The sequence below is a fragment of the Sphaerisporangium rufum genome (genome assembly GCF_016863395.1).
In the GTDB taxonomy this organism is placed as follows: domain Bacteria; phylum Actinomycetota; class Actinomycetes; order Streptosporangiales; family Streptosporangiaceae; genus Sphaerisporangium; species Sphaerisporangium rufum.
In genome coordinates this window covers 12665-38033 of sequence record NZ_BOOU01000074.1, presented here as the reverse complement: position 1 = coordinate 38033, position 25369 = coordinate 12665, and the positions used below count along the sequence as shown (strand labels likewise).

19 protein-coding genes and 1 tRNA gene are annotated in these 25369 nt (G+C 73.8%); 16 read left to right on the top strand and 4 right to left on the bottom strand.

What is annotated here, in order from left to right; translation table 11 throughout:
* The first annotated feature begins 210 nt into the window (after nt 1–210).
* The 9 genes from Sru01_RS27320 (at nt 211) to Sru01_RS27280 (ending at nt 13092) form a co-directional block, all read left to right on the top strand.
* Nucleotides 211–1647 carry a gamma-aminobutyraldehyde dehydrogenase gene (locus tag Sru01_RS27320; protein WP_239137777.1) on the top strand — a complete coding sequence of 479 codons (1437 nt, stop codon included), beginning with the start codon at nt 211–213 and terminating at the stop codon, nt 1645–1647.
* 93 nt (nt 1648–1740) lie between these two features.
* The gene (locus Sru01_RS27315) at nt 1741–2904 is read left to right on the top strand and encodes an ABC transporter ATP-binding protein (protein ID WP_203991336.1); all 1164 of its coding nucleotides are present in this window, start codon (nt 1741–1743) and stop codon (nt 2902–2904) included.
* The gene (locus tag Sru01_RS27310) at nt 2901–4157 is read left to right on the top strand and encodes an ABC transporter substrate-binding protein (protein ID WP_203991333.1); all 1257 of its coding nucleotides are present in this window, start codon (nt 2901–2903) and stop codon (nt 4155–4157) included. The genes Sru01_RS27315 and Sru01_RS27310 overlap by 4 nt, the downstream gene beginning before the upstream one ends.
* Nucleotides 4158–4163: 6 nt before the next feature.
* Nucleotides 4164–5018: an ABC transporter permease gene (locus Sru01_RS27305; RefSeq protein ID WP_203991331.1), complete on the top strand. Its 855-nt coding sequence runs from the start codon at nt 4164–4166 to the stop codon at nt 5016–5018.
* Nucleotides 5015–5854, top strand: coding sequence for an ABC transporter permease (locus Sru01_RS27300; RefSeq protein WP_203991328.1), 840 nt, complete (start codon nt 5015–5017; stop codon nt 5852–5854). Before Sru01_RS27305 ends, Sru01_RS27300 begins: the two co-directional genes overlap by 4 nt.
* Nucleotides 5855–6007: 153 nt before the next feature.
* The gene (locus Sru01_RS27295) at nt 6008–8536 is read left to right on the top strand and encodes a carboxylate--amine ligase/circularly permuted type 2 ATP-grasp protein (protein ID WP_203991325.1); all 2529 of its coding nucleotides are present in this window, start codon (nt 6008–6010) and stop codon (nt 8534–8536) included.
* Complete coding sequence (locus Sru01_RS27290; RefSeq protein ID WP_203991322.1) at nt 8536–10311, top strand: N-acetylglutaminylglutamine amidotransferase; 1776 nt, start codon at nt 8536–8538, stop codon at nt 10309–10311. The genes Sru01_RS27295 and Sru01_RS27290 overlap by 1 nt, the downstream gene beginning before the upstream one ends.
* Nucleotides 10287–12176, top strand: a complete 1890-nt coding sequence (locus tag Sru01_RS27285) for a S9 family peptidase (RefSeq protein WP_203991319.1) — start codon at nt 10287–10289, stop codon at nt 12174–12176. The genes Sru01_RS27290 and Sru01_RS27285 overlap by 25 nt, the downstream gene beginning before the upstream one ends.
* Before the next feature lie 28 nt (nt 12177–12204).
* On the top strand, nt 12205–13092 hold the full coding sequence (locus Sru01_RS27280) for an alpha/beta hydrolase (protein ID WP_203991316.1): 888 nt from the start codon (nt 12205–12207) through the stop codon (nt 13090–13092).
* A gap of 34 nt (nt 13093–13126) precedes the next feature.
* On the opposite strand, the gene Sru01_RS27275 is transcribed toward Sru01_RS27280, so the two are convergent.
* Nucleotides 13127–13591 (bottom strand): winged helix-turn-helix transcriptional regulator, encoded by a 465-nt coding sequence (locus Sru01_RS27275; protein ID WP_203991313.1) that lies wholly within the window; start codon nt 13589–13591, stop codon nt 13127–13129.
* Between the two features lie 180 nt (nt 13592–13771).
* Between Sru01_RS27275 and Sru01_RS27270 the strand changes: the two genes are divergently transcribed.
* The 3 genes from Sru01_RS27270 to Sru01_RS27260 all read left to right on the top strand — a co-directional run bounded on the left by Sru01_RS27270 (nt 13772) and on the right by Sru01_RS27260 (nt 17807).
* Complete coding sequence (locus Sru01_RS27270; RefSeq protein ID WP_203991311.1) at nt 13772–14875, top strand: SGNH/GDSL hydrolase family protein; 1104 nt, start codon at nt 13772–13774, stop codon at nt 14873–14875.
* 88 nt (nt 14876–14963) lie between these two features.
* Nucleotides 14964–15893: a ribonuclease Z gene (locus tag Sru01_RS27265; RefSeq protein ID WP_203991309.1), complete on the top strand. Its 930-nt coding sequence runs from the start codon at nt 14964–14966 to the stop codon at nt 15891–15893.
* Nucleotides 15894–16151: 258 nt separating this feature from the next.
* Nucleotides 16152–17807, top strand: coding sequence for a LamG domain-containing protein (locus Sru01_RS27260; RefSeq protein ID WP_203991307.1), 1656 nt, complete (start codon nt 16152–16154; stop codon nt 17805–17807).
* Nucleotides 17808–18064: 257 nt separating this feature from the next.
* On the opposite strand, the gene Sru01_RS27255 is transcribed toward Sru01_RS27260, so the two are convergent.
* A tRNA-Met gene (locus Sru01_RS27255) sits at nt 18065–18141 on the bottom strand.
* A gap of 177 nt (nt 18142–18318) precedes the next feature.
* On the opposite strand from Sru01_RS27255, the gene Sru01_RS27250 reads away from it, so the two are divergent.
* From Sru01_RS27250 to Sru01_RS27240, 3 genes are read left to right on the top strand one after another with little or no spacing between them, the layout of a single operon-like run.
* Nucleotides 18319–19470, top strand: coding sequence for a Gfo/Idh/MocA family protein (locus tag Sru01_RS27250; protein WP_203991306.1), 1152 nt, complete (start codon nt 18319–18321; stop codon nt 19468–19470).
* 25 nt (nt 19471–19495) lie between these two features.
* Complete coding sequence (locus tag Sru01_RS27245) at nt 19496–20644, top strand: dihydrodipicolinate synthase family protein (protein ID WP_203991305.1); 1149 nt, start codon at nt 19496–19498, stop codon at nt 20642–20644.
* Nucleotides 20645–20682: 38 nt separating this feature from the next.
* Nucleotides 20683–21594, top strand: a complete 912-nt coding sequence (locus tag Sru01_RS27240; protein ID WP_203991440.1) for a sugar phosphate isomerase/epimerase family protein — start codon at nt 20683–20685, stop codon at nt 21592–21594.
* Between the two features lie 4 nt (nt 21595–21598).
* Here the strand turns inward: Sru01_RS27240 and Sru01_RS27235 are convergent, their stop codons facing one another.
* Entirely contained in the window at nt 21599–22039 is a 441-nt protein-coding gene (locus tag Sru01_RS27235; RefSeq protein WP_203991303.1) for a hypothetical protein, read from the bottom strand.
* Between the two features lie 225 nt (nt 22040–22264).
* Here Sru01_RS27235 and Sru01_RS27230 point away from each other — a divergent pair, with 225 nt between their 5' ends.
* A complete protein-coding gene (locus Sru01_RS27230; RefSeq protein ID WP_203991301.1) occupies nt 22265–23050 on the top strand; it encodes a cellulose binding domain-containing protein in 786 nt (261 codons plus the stop codon).
* Nucleotides 23051–23056: 6 nt separating this feature from the next.
* Here the strand turns inward: Sru01_RS27230 and Sru01_RS27225 are convergent, their stop codons facing one another.
* Complete coding sequence (locus Sru01_RS27225) at nt 23057–25282, bottom strand: hypothetical protein (RefSeq protein WP_203991299.1); 2226 nt, start codon at nt 25280–25282, stop codon at nt 23057–23059.
* Between the last annotated feature and the right edge of the window lie 87 nt (nt 25283–25369).

Below are 25369 nucleotides of genomic sequence, written 5' to 3'. Positions count from 1 at the left end.
TCCGGCGTCCTTTCCTGGCCGTCAGGTGGCCGAGGCGGGGCGGCCGCGCGGCCGCACGGCAAGGCTGCCGTCCTGGTGCGACATGGTGTCAGCTCGGCGTGGCCTGTCAAGCGAATTCGTAGCAATTTGATATATTCGCGACGAAATCCCTTGTCGCGGTGATAACGCTCTGCCAGAGTCGCGACGATCCAGCCACCTACGAGGAGGTCAATGGTGACCACCCGTCTGCAGAACTACATCAACGGCGAGCTCGCGGACGCGCGCGGCGGCCGTTTCTCCGACGTGATCGACCCGTGCACGGGGGAGGCCTACCTCCAGGCGCCGGTGTCCGGCCAGGAGGATGTGGACGCGGCCTACGCCGCGGCGCGCGCCGCGTTCGAGTCGTGGGGGCAGACGACTCCGGGTGATCGGGCCGGGTACCTGTTGAAGATCGCCGACGCGATCGAGGCGCGGGCCGAGGAGCTGGTGGCGGCGGAGTGCCGCAACACCGGCAAGCCGCGGGCCCGGATGGCCGAGGACGAGATCCCGCCGGCCGCCGACCATTTCCGGTTCTTCGCCGGGGCGGCGCGCACCCTGGAGGGGCCGACCTCGGGCGAGTTCCTGGCCGACCACACCTCGATGATCCGGCACGAGCCGATCGGCGTCGTCGGGCAGGTCACCCCGTGGAACTACCCGGTGATGATGGCGGTCTGGAAGATCGCGCCGGCGCTGGCGGCGGGTAACACCGTGGTGCTCAAGCCGTCCGACACCACGCCGGTGTCCACGGTGAAGCTGGCCGAGATCATGGGCGAGATCCTGCCCGCGGGCGTGTTCAACGTGGTGACCGGCGACCGGGACACCGGCGCGCTGGTGGTCTCGCACCCGGCCGCCTCCATGGTGGCGATCACCGGGTCGGTCGGCGCGGGCGTGCAGGTGGCGCACTCGGCGGCCGACGACCTCAAGCGCGTGCACCTGGAGCTCGGCGGCAAGGCACCCGTCATCGTCTTCGACGACGTGAAGGACATCGGCGCGGTGGCCGAGGCGATCGCCGGCGCCGGGCTGTACAACGCCGGGCAGGACTGCACCGCGGCCTGCCGGGTGCTGGTGCACGAGAGCATCCACGAGCCGTTCGTGGCCGCGCTGGCCGAGGCGGCCGCCGCGACGAAGACCGGCGGGCCGGACGTCGAGGACGCCTACTACGGCCCGCTGAACAACGCCGACCAGCTGGCCAAGGTGGAGGGCTTCCTGGCCCGGCTGCCCGGCCACGCCAAGGTCGTCACCGGCGGCCGGCGGATCGGCGACAAGGGTTTCCTGTTCGAGCCGACCGTGGTCGACGGCCTGCGCCAGGACGACGAGATGGTGCAGGACGAGGTGTTCGGCCCGGTGATGACCGTGCAGACCTTCACCGACGAGGCCGACGCGCTGTGCAAGGCCAACGACGTGCGGTACGGGCTGTCGGCGTCGGTGTGGACCGCCGACCACGGCCGGGCCATGCGGGCGTCGCGCCGGCTGGACTTCGGCGTGGTCTGGGTGAACACCCACATCCCGTTCGTCTCGGAGATGCCGCACGGCGGGTTCAAGCACTCCGGCTACGGCAAGGACCTGTCGGTGTTCGGTTTGCATGACTACACCCGGGTCAAGCACGTCATGCACTACATCGGAGAATGATCCAGGCCGGAGATCCCGGCGGCCGGCCCTCGGGTCCCGGCCGGCGCCCCCGGCCGTGAGGGACGTCGGCACGTGGAAGAGAGATCGCCGGGAATGACGGACATCCAGCAGGACATGGCGGCGGCCGAGGCGGGCGACCCGGCCGCCGCGCCGGTCCCCGCGATCGAGCTCGCCGGGGTCGTCAAGGAGTACCACGCGCGGGGCGAGGTCGTGCCGGCCGTGCGCGGGGTGGACCTGTCGATCGCCGAGGGCGAGTTCTTCGCCCTCCTCGGGCCGTCCGGCTGCGGGAAGACCACCACCATGCGGATGGTCGCCGGCTTCGAGGACCCCACCCGGGGCACGGTGCGCCTGCACGGCCGGGACGTGACCGCCGTGCCGCCGAACCGGCGGGACGTCAACATGGTCTTCCAGTCCTACGCCCTGTTCCCGCACATGAACGTGTGGGACAACGTCGCCTTCGGCCTGCGCCGCCGCGGCCTGCCGCGCGAGGAGGTCCGCCGCCGGGTGGCCGAGACGCTGGAGATCGTCGACCTGGCCGGCCGGGAACGGCGGCGGCCCCGCGAGCTGTCCGGCGGGCAGCAGCAACGGGTCGCGCTGGCCCGCGCGCTGGCCAACCGGCCGCGGGCGCTGCTGCTGGACGAGCCGCTCGGCGCGCTGGACCTCAAGCTGCGCCAGGCGATGCAGGGCGAGCTCAAGCGCATCCAGCGCGAGGTCGGCATCACCTTCGTCCACGTCACGCACGACCAGGGCGAGGCGCTGGCCATGAGCGACCGGATCGCGGTGATGAACGACGGCCGCATCGAGCAGCTGGGCCCGCCCCGCGAGGTCTACGAGCGGCCGGCCACCCGGTTCGTCGCCGGGTTCATCGGCACCTCCAACCTGCTGGCGGGCACCGTGGCCGAGGTCGTCGGAGACCTGGCGGTGCTGCGCGCCGGCGAGGACGGACGGGTGCTGCTGCCCGCGGGGGACCACCTCCGGCCGGGCGGCCCGGTCGAGATCACCGTGCGGCCGGAGAAGATCTCGATCGAGACGGTGGAGCCGGTCCCGGGGGTCAGCGCGGTGCGGGGCACGGTCACCGACGCCTCCTACCTCGGTACCGCCAACAGCTACCTGGTGCGCCTGCCGGAGGGCACCGAGTTCACGGTCTTCGAGCAGAATGTCCACGACAGTGGGCTGACGGCACGCCGCGGCGACACCGTCTGGCTGTCCTGGCAGCCACAGCACTCGTACGCGATCGGAAGTCGGACCCCCTCATGAGCACCCCTGCGCACGACGCCGCGCTGCTGCGCGGCCTCACCCGCCCCCGGGCCCGCGGGCCGCTGACCCGCCGCGACGCCCTGCGCGCGGCCGGCCTGTCCGCCGCCGGCCTGGGCCTGGCCGCCTGCGGCGTGCAGGGCCGCACGACCGCCCCGCCCGAGAAGGACGCCGTCGCCGAATACTGGACCGGAAAGCAGCAGAACGGCACCCTGCGGTTCGCCAACTGGCCGCTGTACATCGACAAGGCCGGCAAGCGGTACCCGACGCTGGAGAGGTTCACCAGGGACACCGGCATCCGGGTCACCTACCGGGAGGCGATCCAGGACAACCCCTCCTGGTTCGGCAAGATCCAGCCACAGCTCGCCGCGAACCAGGACATCGGCTACGACCTGATGGTGATGACCAACGGCATCCACCTCGGCCGGGCGATGGCGCTCGGCTACCTGGTGCCGCTGGACCACTCCCGGCTGCCCACCTTCGCGGCCAACGCCGGGCCGCGGTTCAAGGACCCCGCCTACGACCCCGGCAACGTCTACACCGTCCCCTGGCAGTCCGGGATCACCGGCATCGCCTACAACCCCAAGTACGTGGACGAGGAGATCACCCGGATCGCCGACCTGTGGAACCCTAGGTACAAGGGGAAGGTCGGCATGATGGTCGACACCCAGGACATCGCCAACTTCGCGCTCCTGTCGCTCGGCGTGGACCCCGAGTACGCCACCGAGGCCGACTGGCGCCGGGCGGCGGCCCGGCTGCAGGAGCAGCGCGACGCCGGCATCGTGCGCAAGTACTACGAGAACGACTACGTGGACGCGCTGGTCCGCGGGGACGTCTGGGTGTGCATGGCCTGGTCGGGGGACATCTTCCAGCAGGTCGCCGAGGGGCAGGACCTGAGGTTCACCGTCCCGCTGGAGGGCGGCACCATCTGGACCGACAACATGTGCGTCCCGAAGACGGCGCGCAACCCGGTGGACGCGCTGACCTTCATGGACTACGTCTACCGGCCGCCGGTCGCCACCGCCCTGGCCGAGTACATCAACTACATCCCGCCGGTGCCCGCCACCCAGGACCTCATCCGCAAGGACGCCGCCGGGGCCGACGGCGAGGACCGCGAGTCGCTGAAGCTGCTGGCCGGCAGCCCGCTGATCTTCCCGGCCGCGGCGGACCTCGCCCGGCTGCGCACCTACCAGACGCTGAGCGGCACCAGCGAGAAGGTGTTCGAGCGGATCTTCCAGCCGGTCACCCAGGGCTAGCCGCCGATGAGACGGAGGATCACCCCCTACCTGCTGGTGCTGCCGGGCGGGCTGTGGCTGCTGGCCTTCCTGGTGGTGCCGCTGGTGTTCATGGCGTCGGTCTCCACCCAGCAGGGCGACGTGGTGACCGGCTTCACCCAGGCCTTCCGGCTGGCCAACTACACCGACGCGCTGGTGGCGTACCGCACCCAGTTCCTGCGCTCGGCCGGGTACGGGCTGGCCGGCACCGGCCTGGCCCTGCTGCTCGGCTACCCGGTGGCGTACTGGATCGCCTTCCGGGGCGGGGCCCACAAGTCCACCTACCTGCTGCTGGTGCTGCTGCCGTTCTTCGTGTCGTTCGTGCTGCGCACGGTGGCCTGGCGGTTCCTGCTCGCCGACGACGGCATCCTGCTGCGGCCGCTGAAGGACGCCGGCCTGCTGCCGGAGGGCTTCCACGTGCTGCAGACGGCCGCGGCGGTGATCGGCGGGCTCACCTACAACTACCTGCCTTTCATGATCCTGCCGATCTACGTGGCGCTGGAGCGGATCGACCCGCGGGTCGTCGAGGCCGCCCGCGACCTGTACGCCACCGGGCGCGCGGCCTTCACCCGGGTGGTGCTGCCGCTCTCGCTGCCCGGGGTGTTCGCCGGGGTGCTGATGACCTGCGTCCCGATGACCTCCGACTACGTGAACGCCTCGATCCTCGGCGGGCCGGCGAACACGATGATCGGCAACATCATCCAGACCCAGTACCTGGTCAACAACGACTACCCGGCCGGTGCGGCGCTGTCGTTCATCCTGATGGCGGCTATGCTGGCCGGCATCTTCGCCTACGCCCGGGCGCTCGGCACCGAGAACGTCCTGCGGGTGGTGGCCCGATGACCTCGGCGGCCGCCGGCCCGGACGCCGCCGCGCCACCCCACCGGGGCCGCCGCCGGCCCCGGTGGGGTGACCGGCTGCTGCGCGCCTACACCTGGCTGGTGCTGGCCTGGCTGCTGGCACCGGTCGCGGTGATGATCGCCTTCGGCTTCAACGACACGCGCAGCAAGTCCAACGTCAGCTGGCAGGGGTTCACCACCCGGTGGTGGGGCCGGCTGGGCGACTACCCCGACCTCACCGCCGCGGTGGTGAACTCGCTGGAGATCGCGGCCATCGCCACCGTGGTGGCCACCGCGCTCGGCACCGGGATGGGCGTCGCGCTCGGCCGTTACCGGTTCCGCGGCCAGGGCGGCACCGATCTGATGATGTTCGCCGCGATCTCCGCACCGGAGATCGTGATGGGCGCGTCGCTGCTGTCGCTGTTCGTCAGCCTCGGCGTGCCCACCGGCTTCGGCACGATCGTGCTCGCCCACGTGCTGTTCTCGGTGTCGTTCGTCGCGGTCACCGTGCGCGCCCGGGTGGCCGGCATGGACCCGGCGGTGGAGGAGGCGGCCCGCGACCTGGGTGCCTCCGCCTGGGCCGCCTTCTGGCGGGTCACCTTCCCGATGATCCTGCCCGGCGTGCTGGCCGGCGCGCTGCTGGCGTTCGCGCTGTCCATCGACGACTTCGTCATCACCCAGTTCACCGGCGGGGCGACCGTCACCTTCCCGCTGTGGATCTACGGTGCGGTCCGGATCGGGGTGCCGCCGCAGGTCAACGTGCTCGGCACCATCATCTTCGGCATCGGGGTCCTGGTCGCGGTGCTCAACGCGGTGGCCGGCCGGCGCCGCCGCGGCTGACCCGCCGGCGTCCGGAGAACGCGTCGCACGCCGCCGGGCGCGTACCACCCCTCCACCGGGCATTTCACCATGGGGTCATGGTCATTGTGACGTGCAACAGCGCCGTTTCGGGGCAGAGGCCGGGAAACAACGCCTTTGGACAAGGATGGTGCGATGACGGGTCTCGCGGAATCGGTCGCCGTCGGCGTCGAGGAGGAGTTCCACGTCGTGGATCTCCAGACGCGCCGGCTGGTGCCCCGCGCCGGGAAGCTGCTGGAGGCGTTGCCGGACGACCGTTTCACCCAGGAGTTGCAGCGTTCGGTGGTGGAGGCGAACAGCCGGCCCTACGTGCGGCTGGAGGACCTCGGGCACGACCTGACCGCGCTGCGCCGGGCGGTGGTGTCGGCCGCCGACGCCCAGGGCGTCGGCATCGTGGCCGCCGGGACCGTCCCGCTGGTCGACCCGGCGGCGCTGGAGATCTCACCGGACGCGCGCTACGAGCAGATGCTGGAGGACTACCAGCTGCTGACCCGCGAGCAGCTGATCTGCGGCGCGCAGATGCACGTCGACGTCGCCGACCGCGACCTGGCCGTGCAGGTGGCGCACCGGGTCGCCCCCTGGCTGCCGCCGCTGCTCGCGATCAGCGCCAGTTCCCCCTACTGGTCGGGCGCCGACACCGGGTACGCCAGCTCGCGCACCCTGGTCTGGCAGCGCTGGCCGACCACCGGCCCGGTGGGCCCCTTCGCCACCGCCGCCGACTACGACCGGATGGTCGACGGCCTGATCGCCGCCGGGGTGATCAGCGACCCCGGCATGATCTACTTCGATGTCCGGCCGTCCGCGCACGTGCCCACGGTGGAGCTGCGCATGTGCGACGCCTGCCCGCGGGTCGAGGACGTCGTGCTGCTGGCCGGGCTGTTCCGCGCCATCGTGCTGCGCGAGCTGCACGCGATCGAGGAGGACCGCCCGGCGCCGGTGGTGTCGATGGAGCTGGTACGGGCCGCGACCTGGCGCGCCGCCCGGTCCGGGCTGGAGGGCACGCTGGTCGACCCGGTGGCCGGCACCGCGATGCCCGCGGCCGACGTCCTGCACCGGCTGATCGACGGCCTGCGCCCGGAGCTGACGGCGACCGGCGACCTGGAGCTGGTCGAGGACCTGACCGCCGACGCGTTGCGCCGCGGCAGCTCGGCCGCCGCGCAGCGGCGGATCGTCGAGGCCGGCGGCAGCCTGGCCGACGTGGTGGACGCGCTGGTCACCGCCACCCGGGCCGACGGGCCGCGGGCCATGTTCGGCGGGCCGGAGGCCGGGCTGCTGCGCGACTACGAGGCGGTGCAGGACGAGGTGGTCATCGAGCGGATCGTCCGCGAGCCCTACCGCCCGGTGTTCAAGGTGCTCGACCGGCTCGGCCCGGCCGAGCTGCGCCGGCGCGGCGAGCTGCGCGACGCCTACATGCGCGACACCGGCATGACGTTCGACCTGCCCGGCACCGAGCAGCCCGAGGGCACCGAGGAGGGCACTCGCAAGCTGCCGGTGGACCTGGTACCCCGGATCATCGCCGCCGACGACTGGGCCAAGATCCGGGAGGGCATGCCGCAGCGGGTGCGCGCCCTGGAGGCGTTCCTGCGCGACGTCTACGGCCGGCGCGAAGCGATCAAGGAGCGGGTGCTGCCCGCCTGGGTGGTGGACGAGGCCCCCGGCTACCGGCCGGCCGGCTGGCGGGTGCACGGCGGCGCGGTCCGGTGCTCGGTCGCCGGCCTGGACGTGGCCCGGGACGGCGCCGGCCGCTGGGTCGTCCTGGAGGACAACGCCCGGGTGCCGTCCGGAATCGCCTACGCGGTGGCCAACCGGCGGATGGCCGAGCAGGTGCTCCCCGAGCTGGACCGCTCCGCGGTCGCGGCGCCGGACGGGGTGGCCGAGGCGCTGCGCGAGGCGCTGCTGGCCGCGTCCCCGGTCGCCGATCCGGCGCTGGCCGTGCTCACCTCCGGGTCCGCCGACCCCGCGCACTACGAGCACCGCACGCTGGCCGAGCAGATGGGCGTGCCGTTGGTCGAACCCGGAGACCTGACGGTGCGCGACGGTGTGGTCAGCGCGGGCGGCCGACGGCTGGACGTGCTGTACCGGCGGATCGACGAGGACGACCTGCTGGCCGCCCCGGTGGGCCCCGGCCTGCTGAACGCGGTCGAGCGCGGCACGCTGACCCTGGCCAACGCGCCCGGCAACGGCGTCGCCGACGACAAGAGCGTCTACCGCTACGTGCCCCGGCTGATCGAGTACTACCTGGGGGAGCGGCCGTTGCTGGCCAACGTCCCCACCTACCTGTGCCGGGAGGCGGAGGACCGCGAGGAGGTGCTGGACCGGCTGGCCGAGCTGGTCGTCAAGCCGGTCGACGGCTTCGGCGGCGCCGGTGTCACCATCGGGCAGGACGCCTCGCCCCGCGACCTGGAGCAGGTGCGCCGGGACATCCTGGCCGCGCCGGAGCGGTGGGTCGCCCAGGAGACCGTCGCGCTGTCCACCCACCCGACCTTCGACGGCGAGCGGATGCGCCCGCACATGCTGGACCTGCGGGCCTTCGTCTTCATGAGCGGCCGCCCGGTCGTCCCGCCCGCCGCCCTGAGCCGGGTGGCCCCCTACGGAAGCATGATCGTCAACTCGTCGCAGGGCGGCGGGGCGAAAGATACCTGGCTGATGAAGGAGACGGCCTGATGTGCGGGTTCAGCGGGGAGATCCGCTTCGACGGACGGGCGGCGGACGCCGGCGCGGTGGAGCGCATGACGGCGGCGATGGCCGCCCGCGGCCCGGACGGCACCGGCCTGTGGTCGCTCGGCCCGGTCGCGCTCGGGCACCGCCGCCTGAAGATCATCGACCTGTCCGAGCGCGGTGCCCAGCCCATGGTCGATCCGGACGCCGGGCTGGCCGGCGTGTTCAACGGCTGCCTGTACAACTACCGCGAGCTGCGCGCCGAACTGGCCGGGGAGGGCCACCGGTTCTTCTCCACCTCCGACACCGAGGTGCTGCTCAAGGCCTACCGGCACTGGGGGCCGCGCTGCGTCGACCGCTTCCACGGCATGTTCGCCTTCGCGATCGCCGAGCGCGACACCGGCCGGCTCGTCCTGGGCCGCGACCGGCTCGGCATCAAACCCCTCTATCTCACCCGGGACGGCGACCGGCTGCGGTTCGCCTCCACGCTGCCCGCGCTGCTGGCCGGCGGCGGGGTGCGCACCGACATCGACCGGGTCGCCCTGCACCACTACATGACCTTCCACTCGGTGGTGCCCTCCCCGCGCACCATCCTGACCGGGGTGACGAAGCTGCCGCCCGCCACCGTGCGGACCGTCGAGCCGGACGGCACCACCCACGACGACCGCTACTGGAACCCCCCGTTCGCCCGCACCGGCGACCCGATGGCGGCGGGGGAGTGGCGCGACGCCGTGCTGGCCGCGCTGCGCACCGCCGTCCGGCGGCGCACCGTGGCCGACGTGCCGGTCGGCGTGCTGCTGTCCGGCGGCCTGGACTCCAGCATGATCGTCGCGCTGCTCGCCGAGGAGGGGCAGCGCGACCTGGCCACCTTCAGCGTCGGCTTCTCCGCCGCCGGCGGCGAGTCCGGCGACGAGTTCGCCTACTCCGACCTGGTGGCCCGGCGGTTCGGCACCCGCCACCACCGCATCATGGTGGACGACCGGCGCCTGCTGCCCGCCCTCGGCGACGCGGTCGCCGCGATGAGCGAGCCGATGGTCAGCCACGACTGCGTCGCCTTCCACCTGCTGTCCCAGGAGGTGTCCCGGCACGTCAAGGTGGTGCAGTCCGGGCAGGGCGCCGACGAGGTGTTCGCCGGCTACGACTGGTATCCGCCGCTGGAGCACGTCGCCCTGGCCGACGCGCCGGACGCCTACGCCAAGGTCTTCTTCGACCGCCCGCACGCCGACCTGGCCGGCGTCCTCGGGCCGGAGTACCTGGTGGACTCCGACGTCAGCGCGGCCTTCGTCCGCGAGCACCTGGCCGCGCCGGGCGCGGACACCGCCCTGGACGCGGTGCTGCGGCTGGACACCACCGTCATGCTGGTCGACGACCCGGTCAAGCGGGTGGACAACATGACCATGGGGTTCGGCCTGGAGGCCCGTACTCCGTTCCTGGACCACGAGCTGGTCGAGCTGGCCGCCCGGTGCCCGCCGGAGCTCAAGCTCGCCTCCGGCGGCAAGGGCGTGCTCAAGGCCGCCGCGCGCGGCCTGGTGCCGGACGAGGTCATCGACCGGCCCAAGGGGTACTTCCCGGTCCCGGCGATCCGCCACATCCACGGGCCGTTCCTGGAGATGGTCCGCGACGCGCTCACCGGGCGGGCGGCCCGCGAGCGCGGCCTGTTCCGCCCGGAGGCGGTCGACCGGCTGCTGGCCGCGCCCGACGACCACCGCACCACCCTGGGCGCGAACGCCTTGTGGCAGGTTGGACTCCTGGAACTGTGGCTGCAAGCGCAAGGAGTCTGACCGTCGACCTCGCCTGGACCTGCCGGTCCCCCGCCCTCTCACCCGACAACGCCGCCGTCGCCTACATCAGCGACCGCGACGGCTCGCCCCGCGTGTGGGTCCAGCCGCTGCCGCCGCCCGGCGCGGCCGGCCCGCCCCCCGGGCCGCCCGGCGCCGCCCGGGTGGTCGACACCGGCCCCGAACCGGCCCGCGACGTGCTGTGGTCGCCGGACGGCCACTGGCTGGCGGTGCTCGTCGCCCCCGGCGGCGGCGAGCGCACCCAGGTGTGGGCCGTCCGCCCGGACGGCACCGACCGGCGGCTGCTCGCCGGCCCGGAAGGCGCCGGCTCGGGAGGGTCGGCGGCCTTCGTCCGCTGGACCGGCCAGGGCTCGACCCTGCTGCTGGCCGAGCTGAGCCCGTCCGGGCAGGCCGAGGCGGTGCTGGTCGACGCCGGGCTCGGCCACCGCTCGGTCATCGCCGCCGGCCCGCTGATGTGGCCGACCGCGGTCAGCCGGGACCACCGCCGGGCGCTGCTGCGCCACGGGCCGCGCGGCCAGCGGGAGATGGCCCTGGCCGACCTGCCCTCCGGCGAGGAACGGCCGCTGCTGCCGCCCAGCACCGACCTCGGGGCGCTCTCCCCGGACGGCGAGATCGCCTACGTCCGCTCCAACGCCGGACGGGACCGCACCGCGCTGCTCGCGCTGCCCGCGGGCGGGCCGCCCCGGGTGGTCGCCGAACGCGGCGACGCCGAGCTGGACCGGTTCTCGGTCAGCCTGGACGGCCGGGTGGCGGTGCTGGCCTGGAACGTGGCCGGCCGCTCCGAGCTGGAGATCGTCGACCTGCCCGCCGGGACGCCGCGGCCGCTGCCGCCGCCCCCGCTGGACGTGGTCGGCTCGCTGCGGATGTCCTACGACGGCACGCTCGCGGTGCTCTCCGGCGAGCGGCCGGACGTGCCGTCGTCGATCCTGGTCTGCGACCTGTCGACCGGGGTCTACCGTCCGGTGGCCGGCGACGAGCCGCTGCCCGGGAAGATCGACGCCGAGCTGGTCCGGTTCCCGGCCCGCGACGGGCTGGAACTGACCGGCTGGCTCTACCGGGCCGGCCCGCGGCCCGGCCCGGCCGCCATCTGGCTGCACGGCGGTCCCGAGAGCCAGGAGCGGCCCACGTTCAACCCGCTGTTCCAGCGGCTGCTCGCCGACGGGGTGAGCGTGCTGGCGCCGAACGTCCGGGGCTCCTCGGGGTTCGGGCGGGCCTTCCAGGACGCCGACAACCACGCGCTGCGCTTCCACGCCATCGACGACGTGGCCGACTGCGCCGCCCACCTGGTCGAGACCGGGGTGGCCGACCCCGGCCGGCTGGCCTGCATGGGCCGCTCCTACGGCGGATACCTCACCCTGGCCGCGCTGGTCACCCACCCCGAACTGTTCCGCGCCGGCGTCGACGTGTGCGGCATGGCGGACTTCGCGACCTTCTACCGGGACACCGAGCCGTGGATCGCCGCCGCGGCCGTCGGCGAGTACGGCGACCCGGCGGCCGACCGTGACCTGCTGCGGGCGCTGTCGCCCGTCCACGCGTTCGACCGGCTGGCGGCGCCGCTACTGGTCGTGCACGGAGCGCAGGACACCAACGTCCCGGTGCACGAGGCCGAGCAGGTGGTGGCCGCGGCGACCGCGCGCGGCGTGCCGTGCCGCTACCTGCTGTTCCACGACGAGGGGCACGAGACGCTGCGCAAGGCCAACAAGGCGGAGTTCGTGACCGCGGTGTCGGCCTGGCTCGGCCGCTGGCTGGCCGCACCGCCCGGCCTCGCCGCACCGCCCGGCCCGCTCGGGGCCACCGGCCCGGCCGCCGTGCCCGATCCGCCCGATCCGCCCGGCCCGGCGGAATAGCCGGGCGGGCGGCGAGGGTTCTTCGGGCATGGCCGATGACGTGCAGTTCACCGCCGACGGGATCACCCTGGCCGGCGACCTCCGGACGCCGCCCGGGGCCGGGCCGCATCCCGCGCTGGTGCTGACCGGCCCGTTCACCGGGGTGAAGGAGCAGGTCACCGGCCGGTACGCCGCCCGGCTCACCGAGGCGGGGTATGTCACGCTGGCCTTCGACCACCGCAACTTCGGCGCCTCCGGCGGCGCGCCCCGCCGGCACGAGGACCCGCAGGGCAAGCTGGCCGACCTGCGGGCCGCGGTGTCGTTCCTGCGCGGGCGCCCCGAGGTCGACGGGACGCGGATCGGCGCGGTCGGCGTCTGCCTCGGCGCCGGGTACGCCCTGCGGTTCGCCGCCTTCGACCCGCGGGTGAAGGTCTTCGCCGGCATCGCCGGCGCGTACAACAGCCCGTACGCCATGCGGTCCGGCATGACCGACCAGGGCTACCAGGGCGCGCTGACCGAGTTCACCGAGATCCTCGAACGCCAGGACCAGGGTGGCGCGCCCGAATACCTTCCCGCGGTGGCCGCCGACGGCCCGGCGGCGATGCCCGGCGACGAGCCGCGCGCCTACTACGGCACCGAGCGCTCGGCCGCGCCGTCGTGGGCGAACGAGGTGACGGTCGCCTCGCTGCGCGAGCTGGTCACCATGGACAACATGCTCGGCGCCGACTTCCTCGGCCCCAAGCCCGGGCTCATCGTGCACGGCGTGGTGGACCGCTTCTGCTCTCCGGAGGGCGCCGAGGAGGCCTACAAGCGGATGGACGGCCCCAAGAAGATCGTCTGGCTGGACGCCCACCGGCACATCGACCTGTACGACGCCGAGCCCTACGTCAGCCAGGCCGTCACCGCCACCGTCGAGTTCCTCGCCGAACACCTCTGATCCGCCGCGCCGGCCGCCGGGCCGGCTCGGCGCCTCAGGGCCGGCGGTCCGGGGCGCCGGCCTGCCGGGAGTCGTACTCCTCGCGATGGGCGGCCACCTCGTCCATGTGCGCCTCGGCCCACACCTTCAGGCCGCGGATCACCTGCTGGAGCGAGCGGCCGAGCTCGGTGAGCTCGTAGGTGACGGTGACCGGCACGGTCGGTGTCACGGTGCGGGACACCAGGCCGTCCCGTTCCAGCGAGCGCAGTGTCTGGGTGAGCATCTTCTGGCTGACCCCGGCCAGCTTGCGGGCCAGCTCCGAGTAGCGCATCGGCCGCGGTTCACCGGCGGCGTGGTCCCCGGGGCCGAGCGGGCCGGAGCCGCCGAGCGCGGCCAGGATCAGCGCGACCCACTTGTCGGAGATCCGGTCCAGCAGCCGGTGGCTCGGGCACCGCGCGATGAACGCGTCGTACTCCGCCTTCGCCTGGTTGCGCCGCTGGGCCGCGGTGGTCGTGGGCATCGGCCGCTCCTTGCCGGACAGGGGAGGGAGTTACGCACCTTGAAGTGCGTACTTCCCACTGGAGAGTTACCCCCCGATAGTGGGGCAAGGGCCCGGCGAGTACAAGCCGCGCCCGGCCGGCGGGACGACCGTCCGCTCCCGCCGGAGCGACGATGCCTCATGCGATGGAACGGAACGACAATGATCTGGACAGCCGCTTTCCGCACCGCGGTGATCAGCCCCGACGAGCCGATCCGCTTCAGCGAACCACGCGCGTTCGCCGGGCAGACGGTGCGGCAGACCCTCCACCTGGCCGGCGGCGGCGACCTGCTGCGGGTGCTCCTGACCAACCGCTACGGCCGCACCCCGCTGGCCGTGGCCGCGGCGCGGGTCGCCACCGGGCACGGGCAGGCCGCCCTCACCTTCGACGGCGCGGCGGCGGTCACCGTCCCGCCCGGCACGGAGATCGCGAGCGACCCGGTGGAACTGCCGGTCTCCCCGGGCACCGACCTGTCCCTCAGCCTCTACCTCCCCGAGGAGACCGGCCCGGCCACCGGTTCCCACATGGCCATGGAGACCGCCGAGGTGGCCGCCGGGAACCAGGTCGCCGCCGCCGCGCTCCCGGAGGCCGAGCGGGTCGAGGGCCGCTTCTTCGTCTCCGGCGTGGACGTGCGCGCTCCCGAAGGCACCGCCGTCGCGGTGGCGTTCGGCGACTCGTGGTTCGAGGGCGTCGGCACCACGACCGGGGCGAACAACCGCTCGGTCGACTTCCTCAACCGGCGCCTCACCCGGGGCTGGGTCGTCAACCAGGGCATCGCCGGCAACCGGCTGCTGCGCGACGGGGTCGGCGAGCACGCGGGGGCGCGCTTCGACCGCGATGTGCTGTCGGTCCCCGGGGCGACCCACGTACTGGTGCACTTCGGCATCAACGACCTCGGCCTGCCGGGCATGACCGGCGAGCCGCCGGTCACCGCCGGCGCCCTCATCGAGGGCTTCCAGGCCCTGGCCGGCCGCGCCCGCCAGGCCGGCCTGAAGATCCTCGCCGCCACCGTCGGTCCGTTCGGCGGCGCGGCCTACCCCGGGATCAGCACGCCGGAGGGGCTGGCCGTCCGGCGCGAGGTGAACGACTGGCTGCGGACCGCCGGTACCTTCGACGCGGTCTTCGACGTCGCGCGGGCGGTCGAGAACCCCGAGGACCCGGACCGCATCCACCCCGCCCTGGACGGCGGCGACGGCATGCACCTCAACGACAAGGGCGCCGAGGCCATGGCCGGCGCCGTCGACCTGGCGACCCTCGACCTCTAGCCGACCGCGCCGGCCCTTCCCCGCGCCGCCCTCCCGGAGATCGCGCCGGTGCGGTGGCGGGACCGGGCGGTGGCCTATCGTGGCGCGGGTGTCATCGCGCGAGCTCGTCGTCCTGGGCACCGGCAGCCAGGCGCCCACCCGGACCCGCAACCACAACGGCTACCTGCTGCGCTGGGACGGACTCGGCCTGCTTTTCGACCCGGGTGAGGGCACCCAGCGGCAGATGATCCGGGCCGGGGTCGCGGCGACCGACGTCCACCGCGTCCTGGTCAGCCACTTCCACGGCGACCACTGCCTGGGCCTGCCCGGCGTGATCCAGCGGATGTCGCTGGACCGGGTGCCGCACCCGGTGCACGCCCACTACCCGGCGTCCGGCGAGGAGTACTTCCGGCGGCTGCGGCACGCCAGCTCCTTCCACGAGACGGCGACCCTCGTCCCGGAGCCGGTCCGCGCGCCCGGCGTGATCGCCGAGGGGGACTTCGGGCGGATCGAGGCCCGGCCGCTGGACCACCCGGTGCCCGCCTTCGGCTACCGGCTGGTCGAGCCGGACGGCGTGCGGATGCTCCCCGACCGGCTGCGGGCCCTCGGGGTGCGCGGGCCGGCGGTCGGCGAGCTGCTGCGGGCGGGCACCATCGTGGCCGGCGGGCGCGCGGTCACGCTGGCCGAGGCGAGCGTGCCCCGGCGCGGCCAGCGGTTCGCCTTCGTCATGGACACCCGGCTGTGCGACGGGGTGTTCGCGCTGGCCGAGGGCGCCGACCTGCTGGTGATCGAGTCCACCTTCCTGGACGAGGACGTCCGGCTGGCCCGCGACTTCGGCCACCTGACCGCCGGCCAGGCCGGCCGGGTGGCGGCCGAGTGCGGGGTGGGCCGGCTGGTGCTCACCCACTTCTCCCAGCGCTATCCGGACCCGGCCGCCTTCGGCGCGCAGGCCCGCCGGCACTTCGCCGGCGACCTGGTGGTCGCCGAGGACCTCACCCGCGTCCCGGTCCCGCCGCGCCGCCCCCACCCCGCGCGCTGACCGCACACCATCGCCTGGCATCTGCGAACCCACCACCGGCGCACCGTGTCCTGAGCTGTTCCGCTTTGGTGGGGGGCGGGACGTCCCGGCGCCGGGCGGAGCGAGCACGCAGCCGTCCTGGCCGGTGGATTGAGATCGCGCACGTCAAGATCCCGCGACATACGATCGGGGCATCGACGTTTCGGGGCCGGACGAGGGGTATCGGGCATGATCGCACGGGGTCACGGTCGCCTTCGGCGTCTGTTATTCACACTCTCCATGATCTTCGCGCTCGCGCCGCCCGTGACGGGGTTCGCCGCGACCGCCTCCGCCGACGAGCCGAGCGAATCCGTCCCGGTCCTGGCCTACGGCATGGAGGAGGGCCAGGGGACCACCGTGCTGGACTCCGCGGGCGGTGGCGCTCATGGAACCCTGGAGTCGGCCACCTGGTCGCCGGACGGCAGGTACGGCAAGGCTCTCTCCTTCAGCGGTGGCCAAGGACGACTGCTGCTCCCCGCCTCCGTGTCGTCGCGCCTGTCCGGCGGCATGACCTTCGAGGCGTGGGTGCGGCCCGCGGATGTCCGGAGCTCTGGCATCTTGCTGAGCAACCGGGACGACGAGGACGAGGAGGCGTGGAACGAGTACGTGCTCCGGGTCCGCGGCGACGGGAGTGTCTACGTCTCCTTCTATACCCCGGACACCTCTTACGTGGTCGCCGGCCCGCCGCTTCCGCGGAATGTCTGGAGCCATCTGGCCGTGACCCACGATGGGTTCTCGATGCGCCTGTTCATCAACGGGAACCAGATCGACGCGGTCGAGCCGGTCAATGAGCTGCCCATCTTCACCAATCCTTGGAGCGTCGCAGGGTATCCCTTATCCGGTGGGAACCCGAGCTTCCAGGGGTTGGTCGACGAGGTCCGCCTGTACGACGCCGCGCTGTCCGAGGAGCGGATCCGCGCCGACATGGCCACCCGGGTCAACGATGTCGTCGACGCGCCGCCGTCGGCCACCGGACCGCTCACCGCCATCGGCGGGCCCGGCGAGGCGCGGCTGTCCTGGGGGCCGGCGACGGACGATCTGGGCGTGACGGGCTACCAGGTCCACCGGTCGACCACATCGGGGTTCGAGCCGTCGGCGGACACGCTCGTCGCCACCGTCGCCACCCCCGGTTACGCCGATCTCAACCTGGAGCCGCCGGGGATGTACTACTACCGGGTCCGAGCGGTCGACTTCATGCGGCAGCACGGTCCGCTGTCGGGCGAGGCGCCGGCGGCGGTGGGGCCCGTGACCCGGCCGCTGACGGCGCTCGTCGCCGCGTACGGGCTGAACGAGGGGACGGGGGTGTCGGTCGACGACTCCTCCACCAGGAACAATGACGGCCTCGTCCGGGGGGCGGTGTGGGCCGACGGCAAGAACGGCAAGGGGCTCTTCTTCCCCGAGGTGTTCAAGCGGGTGACCATCCCCGACTCGCCGAGCCTTCGGGTGACCACCGGCCTCACCATGGAGATGTGGATCAAGCCGCAGGCGCCCCCGACGGGCTACAGCCGGTACTTCCTGAATAAGGAGGTGGCCGGCGTCACCCGCACCTCCACCTACCGGATCGGCACCTGGGGCGGCACGTACTTGGGGGCGGAGGTGAGACTGGTGAACCTAGGGTCGATCCAGGCCAATGCTCCCGCGCCCCCGGTGCACGTCTGGACGCACATCGCGGTGACCTACGACGGCCAGGTCCTGCGGCTCTACTACAACGGCGTCCAGCAGTCGCAGAGCAAGTGGGCGGGCACCATCGCCGCCCAGCCCGGACCGCTGTACCTGGGGGAGGAGAACATCACCCCGGAAGAGTTCATGGCCTGCTCGCTGGACGACGTGCGCATCTACTCGACCGCTCTCACCGCCGCGCAGATCAGAGCGGACATGAACGAAGCGGTCATCTGATCTGCGAAGGGCCACGGGATGACCGTGGCCCTTCATTCTTATGTGCCTCAGCTAGGCGAATGGCGTGATTTCCTTCAGCGTATATCCCGCAAGCGCCCGGTGGGGTGCACGTCCGCATCGTCCACGCCATCACCGGCGAACTCCTCCGCGAACTCACCATCGACCCCACCCGCGACCACCAGCCCCAGGCAAACCCTGAAAACAAGAAACCCCCGAACCCGTAGGTTCGAGGGTTTCCGATGTCTCGAGACATCACATGGTAGCGGGGGCAGGATTTGAACCTGCGGCCTCTGGGTTATGAGCCCAGCGAGCTACCGAACTGCTCCACCCCGCGTCGACACCTCAACGATACCGCTGATCTCCGCACGCGCAAATCGAGACGGCCGCGGGCCCGCCGGGCCGCGCGGCCGTCCTATTGACCGGCAGCGCGGGCCGAACCTAAGGTACGCCTGGAAAGCGCTTTCCCAAGCGGCCGCCCGACCTCCGGGGCGTCTCCCGGCGAAGGAGCCCGATGAAGAGCCGAACCCTGGGCGTCGTGATGAACGGTGTCACCGGCCGGATGGGCCACCGCCAGCACCTGGTCCGCTCGGTGCTGGCCATCAACGAGCAGGGCGGTGTTCCGGTGGCCGGCGGGGAGCGGGTGCTGCTGGAACCGGTGCTCGCCGGCCGCAACGAAGCCCGGCTGCGCGAGCTGTGCGAGCGGTACGGGCTGGAGAGGTGGACCACCGACCTGTCCGGCGCGCTGCGCGACCCGGACAACACCATCTACTTCGACGCCCAGGTGACCTCGGCGCGGGTCGGCGCCATCACCGCCGCCATCGAGGCCGGTAAGCACGTCTACACCGAGAAGCCGCTGGCCGGGACGCTGGACGAGGCCGTCGCGCTGGCCCGCCTGGCCGCCCGGGCCGGGGTGCGGGCCGGGGTCGTGCAGGACAAGCTCTTCCTGCCCGGCCTGCTGAAGCTGCGCCGGCTGCTGGACGGCGGCTTCTTCGGCCGGGTCCTGTCGGTGCGCGGCGAGTTCGGCTACTGGGTGTTCGAGGGCGACTGGCAGGACGCGCAGCGGCCCTCGTGGAACTACCGCGCCGAGGACGGCGGCGGCATCACCCTGGACATGTTCTGCCACTGGTCCTACGTTTTGGAGAACCTGTTCGGCCGGGTGGAGGCGGTCACCGCCCGGGCGGTCACCCACATCCCCGAGCGGGTGGACGAGGCCGGCCACACCTATCCGGCGACGGCCGACGACGCCGCCTACGGCATCTTCGAGCTGGCGGGCGGCGCCATCGCCCAGATCAACTCCTCCTGGTGCGTCCGGGTGGACCGGGAGGAACTGGTGGAGTTCCAGGTCGACGGCACGCACGGCAGCGCGGTGGCCGGGTTGCGCGGCTGCCGGGTCCAGCACCGCGCGGCCACCCCCAAGCCGGTCTGGAATCCCGACCTGCCGGTCACCCACTCCTTCCGGGACGACTGGCACCAGATCCCGGACAACGCCGAGTTCGACAACGGGTTCAAGGCCCAGTGGGAGATGTTCGTCCGGTCCGTCGTGGCGGGCACCCCGTTCCCCTACGACTTCCTGGCCGGGGCGCGCGGCGTTCAACTGGCCGAGGCGGGTCTGCGCTCGTCGGCCGAGGGCCGCCGGATCGAGCTGCCGGAGATCACGCTGTGACGGCCGTCCCGGCGGAGGCCCGCCGATGATCACGCTGCCCACTGCCGAGGGGACCCTGGAGCCGTACCGGACCGGCCGGCCCGGCGCCTGGCCCCGCCCGTCCGGGCCGCCGCGCGCCCGGGTGGCCTACGCCGCGGCGCACGTGGTGGCCGACCCGCTCGGCGGCAACGCCCCCGGCGCGCCGGCCGCGGTCGACTGGCCGGCCACCATCGCCTTCCGCCGCCATCTGTGGTCGCTCGGCCTGCGGGTCGCCGACGCCATGGACACCGCCCAGCGCAACATGGGCCTGGACTGGCCGGCCACCCGCGAGCTGATCCGCCGCAGCGCCGCCGCGGCGGCCGACTTCGGCGACCCGGCCGACCTGGTCGCCTGCGGTGCCGGCACCGATCACGCGCCGGGCGCCGCCACCCGGGCCGAGGTGCTCGCCGCCTACGCCGAGCAGGTCGAGGCCGTCCAGGCCGCCGGGGCCCGGGTGATCCTGATGGCCAGCCGGCAGCTCGCCGCGATCGCCGCCGGCCCGCAGGACTACCGCGCCGTCTACGGAAAGCTGCTGGCCGGGGTGGACCGGCCGGTCATCCTGCACTGGCTGGGGGAGATGTTCGACCCGGCGCTGGCCGGCTACTGGGGCTCGCCCGAGGTCGGCGCGGCCACCGAGTCGCTGCTCGCGCTGATCCACGACCATCCCGGCCGCGTCGACGGGGTGAAGGTGTCGCTGCTGGACGCCGAGCACGAGGTGGCGCTGCGCGCGGCCCTGCCGGACGGCGTGCGGCTGTACACCGGGGACGACTTCAACTACGTGCCGCTCATCGAGTCCGGCAGCGACGCGCTGCTCGGCGTCTTCGACCCGATCGCCCCGGCCGCCGCCGCGGCGCTGGCCGCGCTGGACGTCGGCGACCCCGCCCGCTACCAGGAGATCCTCGCGCCGACCGTGCCGCTGGCCCGCAAGATCTTCGAGGCGCCGACCTTCCACTACAAGACCGGCATCGTGTTCCTCGCCTGGCTGGCCGGCCACCAGGACGCGTTCTGCATGGTCGCCGGGGCGCAGTCCGCCCGGTCCCTGCCGCACCTGGCCGAGGTGTTCCGGCTGGCCGACCGGGCCGGGCTGTTGCCCGACCCCGAACTGGCCGAGTCCCGGATGCGCGCACTGCTCGCGACGCACGGGATCGCCGGATGAGCGCCCCTGACCCGGCGGCCGGCCCGATGGCCGGGCCGATGGACGGGGCGGCGGACGGCCGGGCGGATGGCGTGGTGGACGTGCCGAGCGGGCGCCCGGCGGCCGTGCCGACTCCGCCGCCGGGCGACCCGCGGCTGGCCCGGCTGTCGCTGAACCAGTGGACCACCCGCCGGCTCGGGGTCGCCGAGGCGGTGGACGCGTGCGCCCGGTTCGGCATCCCGGCGATCGGGCTGTGGCGTCAGCAGGTGGCCGAGCAGGGCCTGGCACGCAGCGCCGAACTCGTCCGCGCGGCCGGCCTGCGGGTGTCCTCGCTGTGCCGGGGCGGATTCCTGACCGCCGCCGGCCCGGCGGAGGCCGCCGCCGCGCTGGACGACAACCGGCGGGCGATCGACGAGGCGGCCGCCCTGGCGGCCGGCTGCCTGGTACTGGTCGTCGGCGGCCTGCCGGACGGCTCGCGCGACCTGCCCGGCGCCCGGGCCAGGGTGAGCGACGCGCTCGCCGAGCTGGCGCCGTACGCGCGGGCGGCGGGCGTGCGGCTGGCGCTGGAGCCGCTGCACCCGATGTACTGCGCCGACCGGGCCGTGCTGTCCACTCTCGGCCAGGCGCTGGATCTGGCCTCCCGCTGGCCGGCCGCGACGGTGGGCGTGGTGGTGGACACCTTCCACCTGTGGTGGGATCCCGCACTGCCCGAGCTGATCGCACGGGCCGGCGAGCGCATCGCGGCCTTCCAGGTCTGCGACTTCCTGGTGCCGCTGCCGGCCGACCTGCTGCTCGGCCGCGGCATGCTGGGCGACGGCGTCATCGACTTCCGGCCGGTGCGCGCCGCGGTGGACGCGGCCGGCTATCGCGGCGACATCGAGGTGGAGATCTTCAACGCCGACGTGTGGGCCGCCGATCCCGACCAGGTGATCGGCACCATGCTGCGCCGCTACGTCACCGAGGTGCTGTGAGCGCTCAGCCGGCCGGCAGGCAGCCGGTCCGGCCGGAGACCTGCACCTCCGGGGCGCGGTCGCGGATGGCGATGGTGAAGACGATGCCCAGGGAGCGCTTCTCCACCACGCTGACGTTCACCCCGAACCGCGGCTCGGGATTGTCGCCCTCCTGGTAGCCCATGCGGTGGAGCTCCGCGGCCAGCGCCGAGGCGACCGCGGCGGTGGCCGCGGCCCGGTCTCCGGTGGCCGGCAGCGCGCCGGTGAGGGCGTAGACGCTGCGGCGGGTGCCGGGCTCGCACCCGGCGCGGTCGTCCGACAGCGCCGCCGACTTGCCGTCGAGGGCGACCCGGCTCAGCGCGGCCCCGTCCTCGCGCAGGATGCCGGTCACCTGTGACAGGGTGGGCCGGTCGCCGCAGCCCGCCGTCACCGCCAGCAGCAGGGTGAAGATCGCGAGACGTCGCACTCCTGCCACTCTAGCGAGCGGCGGCCCTGCCGCGGCGGGGCCGGTGGTGAAACGTTCAGCGGCCCGGGCGGCCCCGGGGCGCGCCGCCCGGTCCGGGCCTGCGGATTCGGCCGGGCGCCGTTCACCAGGAGCCCGGCCGGTCATCGCACGTTGACAGCCGGCGACGCCCGGCCGACGATCACCGTGAGCATCCCGGAGTTCTCCCGCGCCCCGAGAAGGTGAACCATGCGCTCGATCCAGCGTCTGGCGGCCGTCGCCGCCGCGGCCCTCGCGCTCGCCGCCGTCCCGGTCGGCTCCGCCCAGGCCATGTCCCTGACGCCGGCCGGCGCCGCCATGAGCGCGGACGTGCAGCCGCCGTCCCCGCCCACCGGCCTGTGGGTGTGCGGGGCGGACTTCGCCGGCGCGGTGCCGTTCTGCTGGACCGCCTCCACCGACGACGTCGGGGTGGTCGCCTACGACGTGTACCGCAAGGACGGCGACACCTTCGTCAAGATCGGCACGAACCAGGCCACCGACGGCCGGCCGCCGCAGACGCTGTACGTGGCGAGCGGGCTGGTGCCCGGCCAGTGGTACACCTTCCAGGTGGTGGCCCGGGACGCCGCGGGCAACGCCAGCGCCCCGTCCGCGCCGCTCACCGCGCAGGCGGAGTACGGCCTGCCGGTGCCCACGCCGACGCCGACTCCCACGGCCGGGCCGAGCTGCAAGGTCGGCTACCGCACGCAGGACTGGAGCACCGGCTTCACCGGCTACGTCGACATCACCAACACCGGGAAGCAGAACATCGACGGCTGGCGGCTGAATCTGCGGTTCCCCGGCGAGCAGAAGGTCGCCTACTCGTGGGGCGCCACCTTCGTGCAGACCGCGTCGGACGTCACCTTCACCGGACAGAGCTGGAACTCCGTCATCGGTGCTGGCAAGACGGTGTCCTTCGGCTTCACCGCCACCAACCGGGGCGTCAACGCGCCGCCGGAGTCGTTCAGCGTCAACGGCTCGCGCTGCACGACCGCCTGACGCGCTTCATCCACCCTCGCGGCACCGGCGGCGCAGCGCCGGGGACAGCTCCAGCCCCGAGGCGGCCACCAGCGCCCGGATCCGGTCCCGGCCCACCCGGCTCTCCCGCATCCAGGGGAACTGCCCCAGGAAGTGCTCGGTGAGGATCGGCGGATCGCCCGGCATCGGCCAGCGGTCGACGTCCTGCCCGGCGGACTGGATGACCCACACCGGGGTGGCGGGACGCATCGCGAGCAGGCCGCGATGTAACGACAGCCGCGGGTCGCCCGGCCAGCGGGTGCGGGTCAGGCCGCGGCAGTCCACCGCCGGTGACCGTTCCCGCCGGTCACCGGGTAGCGCCGGCCACACCGTGCGCAGGAATTCGAAGGCGGTGAGCGCGTCGCCGAGCCGTGCGCCGCCAGGGCCGAGTTCCGGCAGCCGTCGCAGCATCTCCAGATCAAGCGCGGCCTGCGTGGCGGGGTACCCCGCGGGCAGCCGCAGCGCGGGCTCGGCGGAACCGCCGCCGCACCACGACTGCAGGTCGCGGAACACCGAACGGTAGTCGCGCCACCCGCCCGCGTTGCCGGTCGGGGCCGGGCCGGGGAACTCGGTGCCGCCCAGCAGGAACTCCGCCACCAGGCTGTTGGTCAGCTCGGCATCGGCGAGCATGGTGTTGATCACGCGCAGCGCGCCCCCCGCCCGCAGCATCGCCGTCTCCCAGGCGGCCGGCGGGGCCGGCACCCAGACCCGGTGACCGGCCGGGACCTCGGCGGGCGAATGATCGCCGGCCGTCCACGGCGCCGGCGGCGCCGAGGGGGCGAGGGGCATCAGGGACACGACCCGCGCCGCCGCGAGCACCCGGGCCGGCGGCGCCGCCGCGCGGGCCGGTGCTCCGCCGGGCATGGGCATCCGGCTCGCCTCCTCCCAGTCGGCGAAGGCGGTCGCCAACCGGCCCAGGTCACTGGTGGCCAGGTCGGCCACCCACCGCCCGGCCAGGAAATCACCGCGCTCGACCAGGTGGCGGGTCAGCTCCGCCTCGCGCCGGCACCACGGCGAGTCGAGGTAGCCGGGGGAGTGCACCCGGACGATCCCGGGGGTGGCGGCGAACAGGCTCCACACCATGCCGGTGTTGGTCTCCCACCCCGGAACGGAGGTCGCGTCGATCCCGCACCGGCCGGACGCCCACAGGCCGGTCCGGCGCAGCGCCGGTTTCACCTCCGGCGACCGGTGGCTGACCGCCACGGCCGGACGAGGCCAGGCGGGGCGGATCGCGCCGAACGCGAAACAGGCCAGGTCGGCCGGCCGCACGTCGGCCCACTCCTCGCGCGCCGCGTCCTCCAACCATGCCATCGCGCGCAGGGCGAGCAACCAGCGCCGGGCGACGCCCACCGCGAGCAGGCCGGTCACCGGATCGGCGGACCCGGCCGCCCGGCGCAGCGCGCCGGCGAGCGGGGCGTGGCGCATCAGCCGGGCCGCCAGCCGGGCCGCCGCCGCTACCTCGGCGAAGCTCCCGGCGGCGCCCAGCCGTGCCCAGTGCTCGCGCCAGACTTCGCCCTGCCCGGCCCGGACCGTGGCGGTGTCCAGCGGGGCGAGCCGCCCGCCCGGCCCGATTTGCAGGTTGTAGAGCAGGTCCAGCCGCCGCCCGGCGAACGCGTCGGCCGGCCGCCAGGGCGGCGGCAGCTCGATGTGGCTCGGCAGGGCGAGCCGCTCGGCGGCCGCGGCCTGCAACTCGCCACCGGGGGCGTCCGGGGTCAGCAGCACGCCGCGCAGCAGCGGGCCGACCGCGCCGCCGAGCCAGGCCTCGGCCTGCTCGCGGACCGCGCGGGCGGGTTCGCCGGCCGGGACCGGGGCCGGCGCGGCGGCGCTGGGGGAGGTGCCGCGGGCCGCCGGCGCGCGGTGCCGGGTACGGCGGACCGCCGGGGCGAGCGCGGCCGCGAACCCGCCCGTGGCGGGAGGCGGCCAGGCGTCGATCAGGTCCGGCGGGCTCCAGAGCCCGCCGGACCGGCCGTCTCTGGCCAGCCAGGGGTCGGAGTCCGTCCAGCCGTCCGTCCAGCCGTCCGTCCAGCCGTCCGTGCTGGCGCCTGTGCCGGCGCTGGTGCCGGACCCCGCCCGCATCGCGGCCCGCACCTGCGCCCACCGCCCGGCCACCGGCGCGCCGAGCGCCTCGACCAGCCAGGCCAGGGTGGCCACGGACTCGTTCCCCGCCGCCGGGTCCGCGCCCGCCGGCCGGCCGGGCATCTCGTTCGCCGTCACGACCGGCGCTCGCCTCCACGTTGCGGACCGGCAGCCGGTCGACCGGACAGAATCCCCCAAAAATACTCGGTACATCCGGTCCGTGTT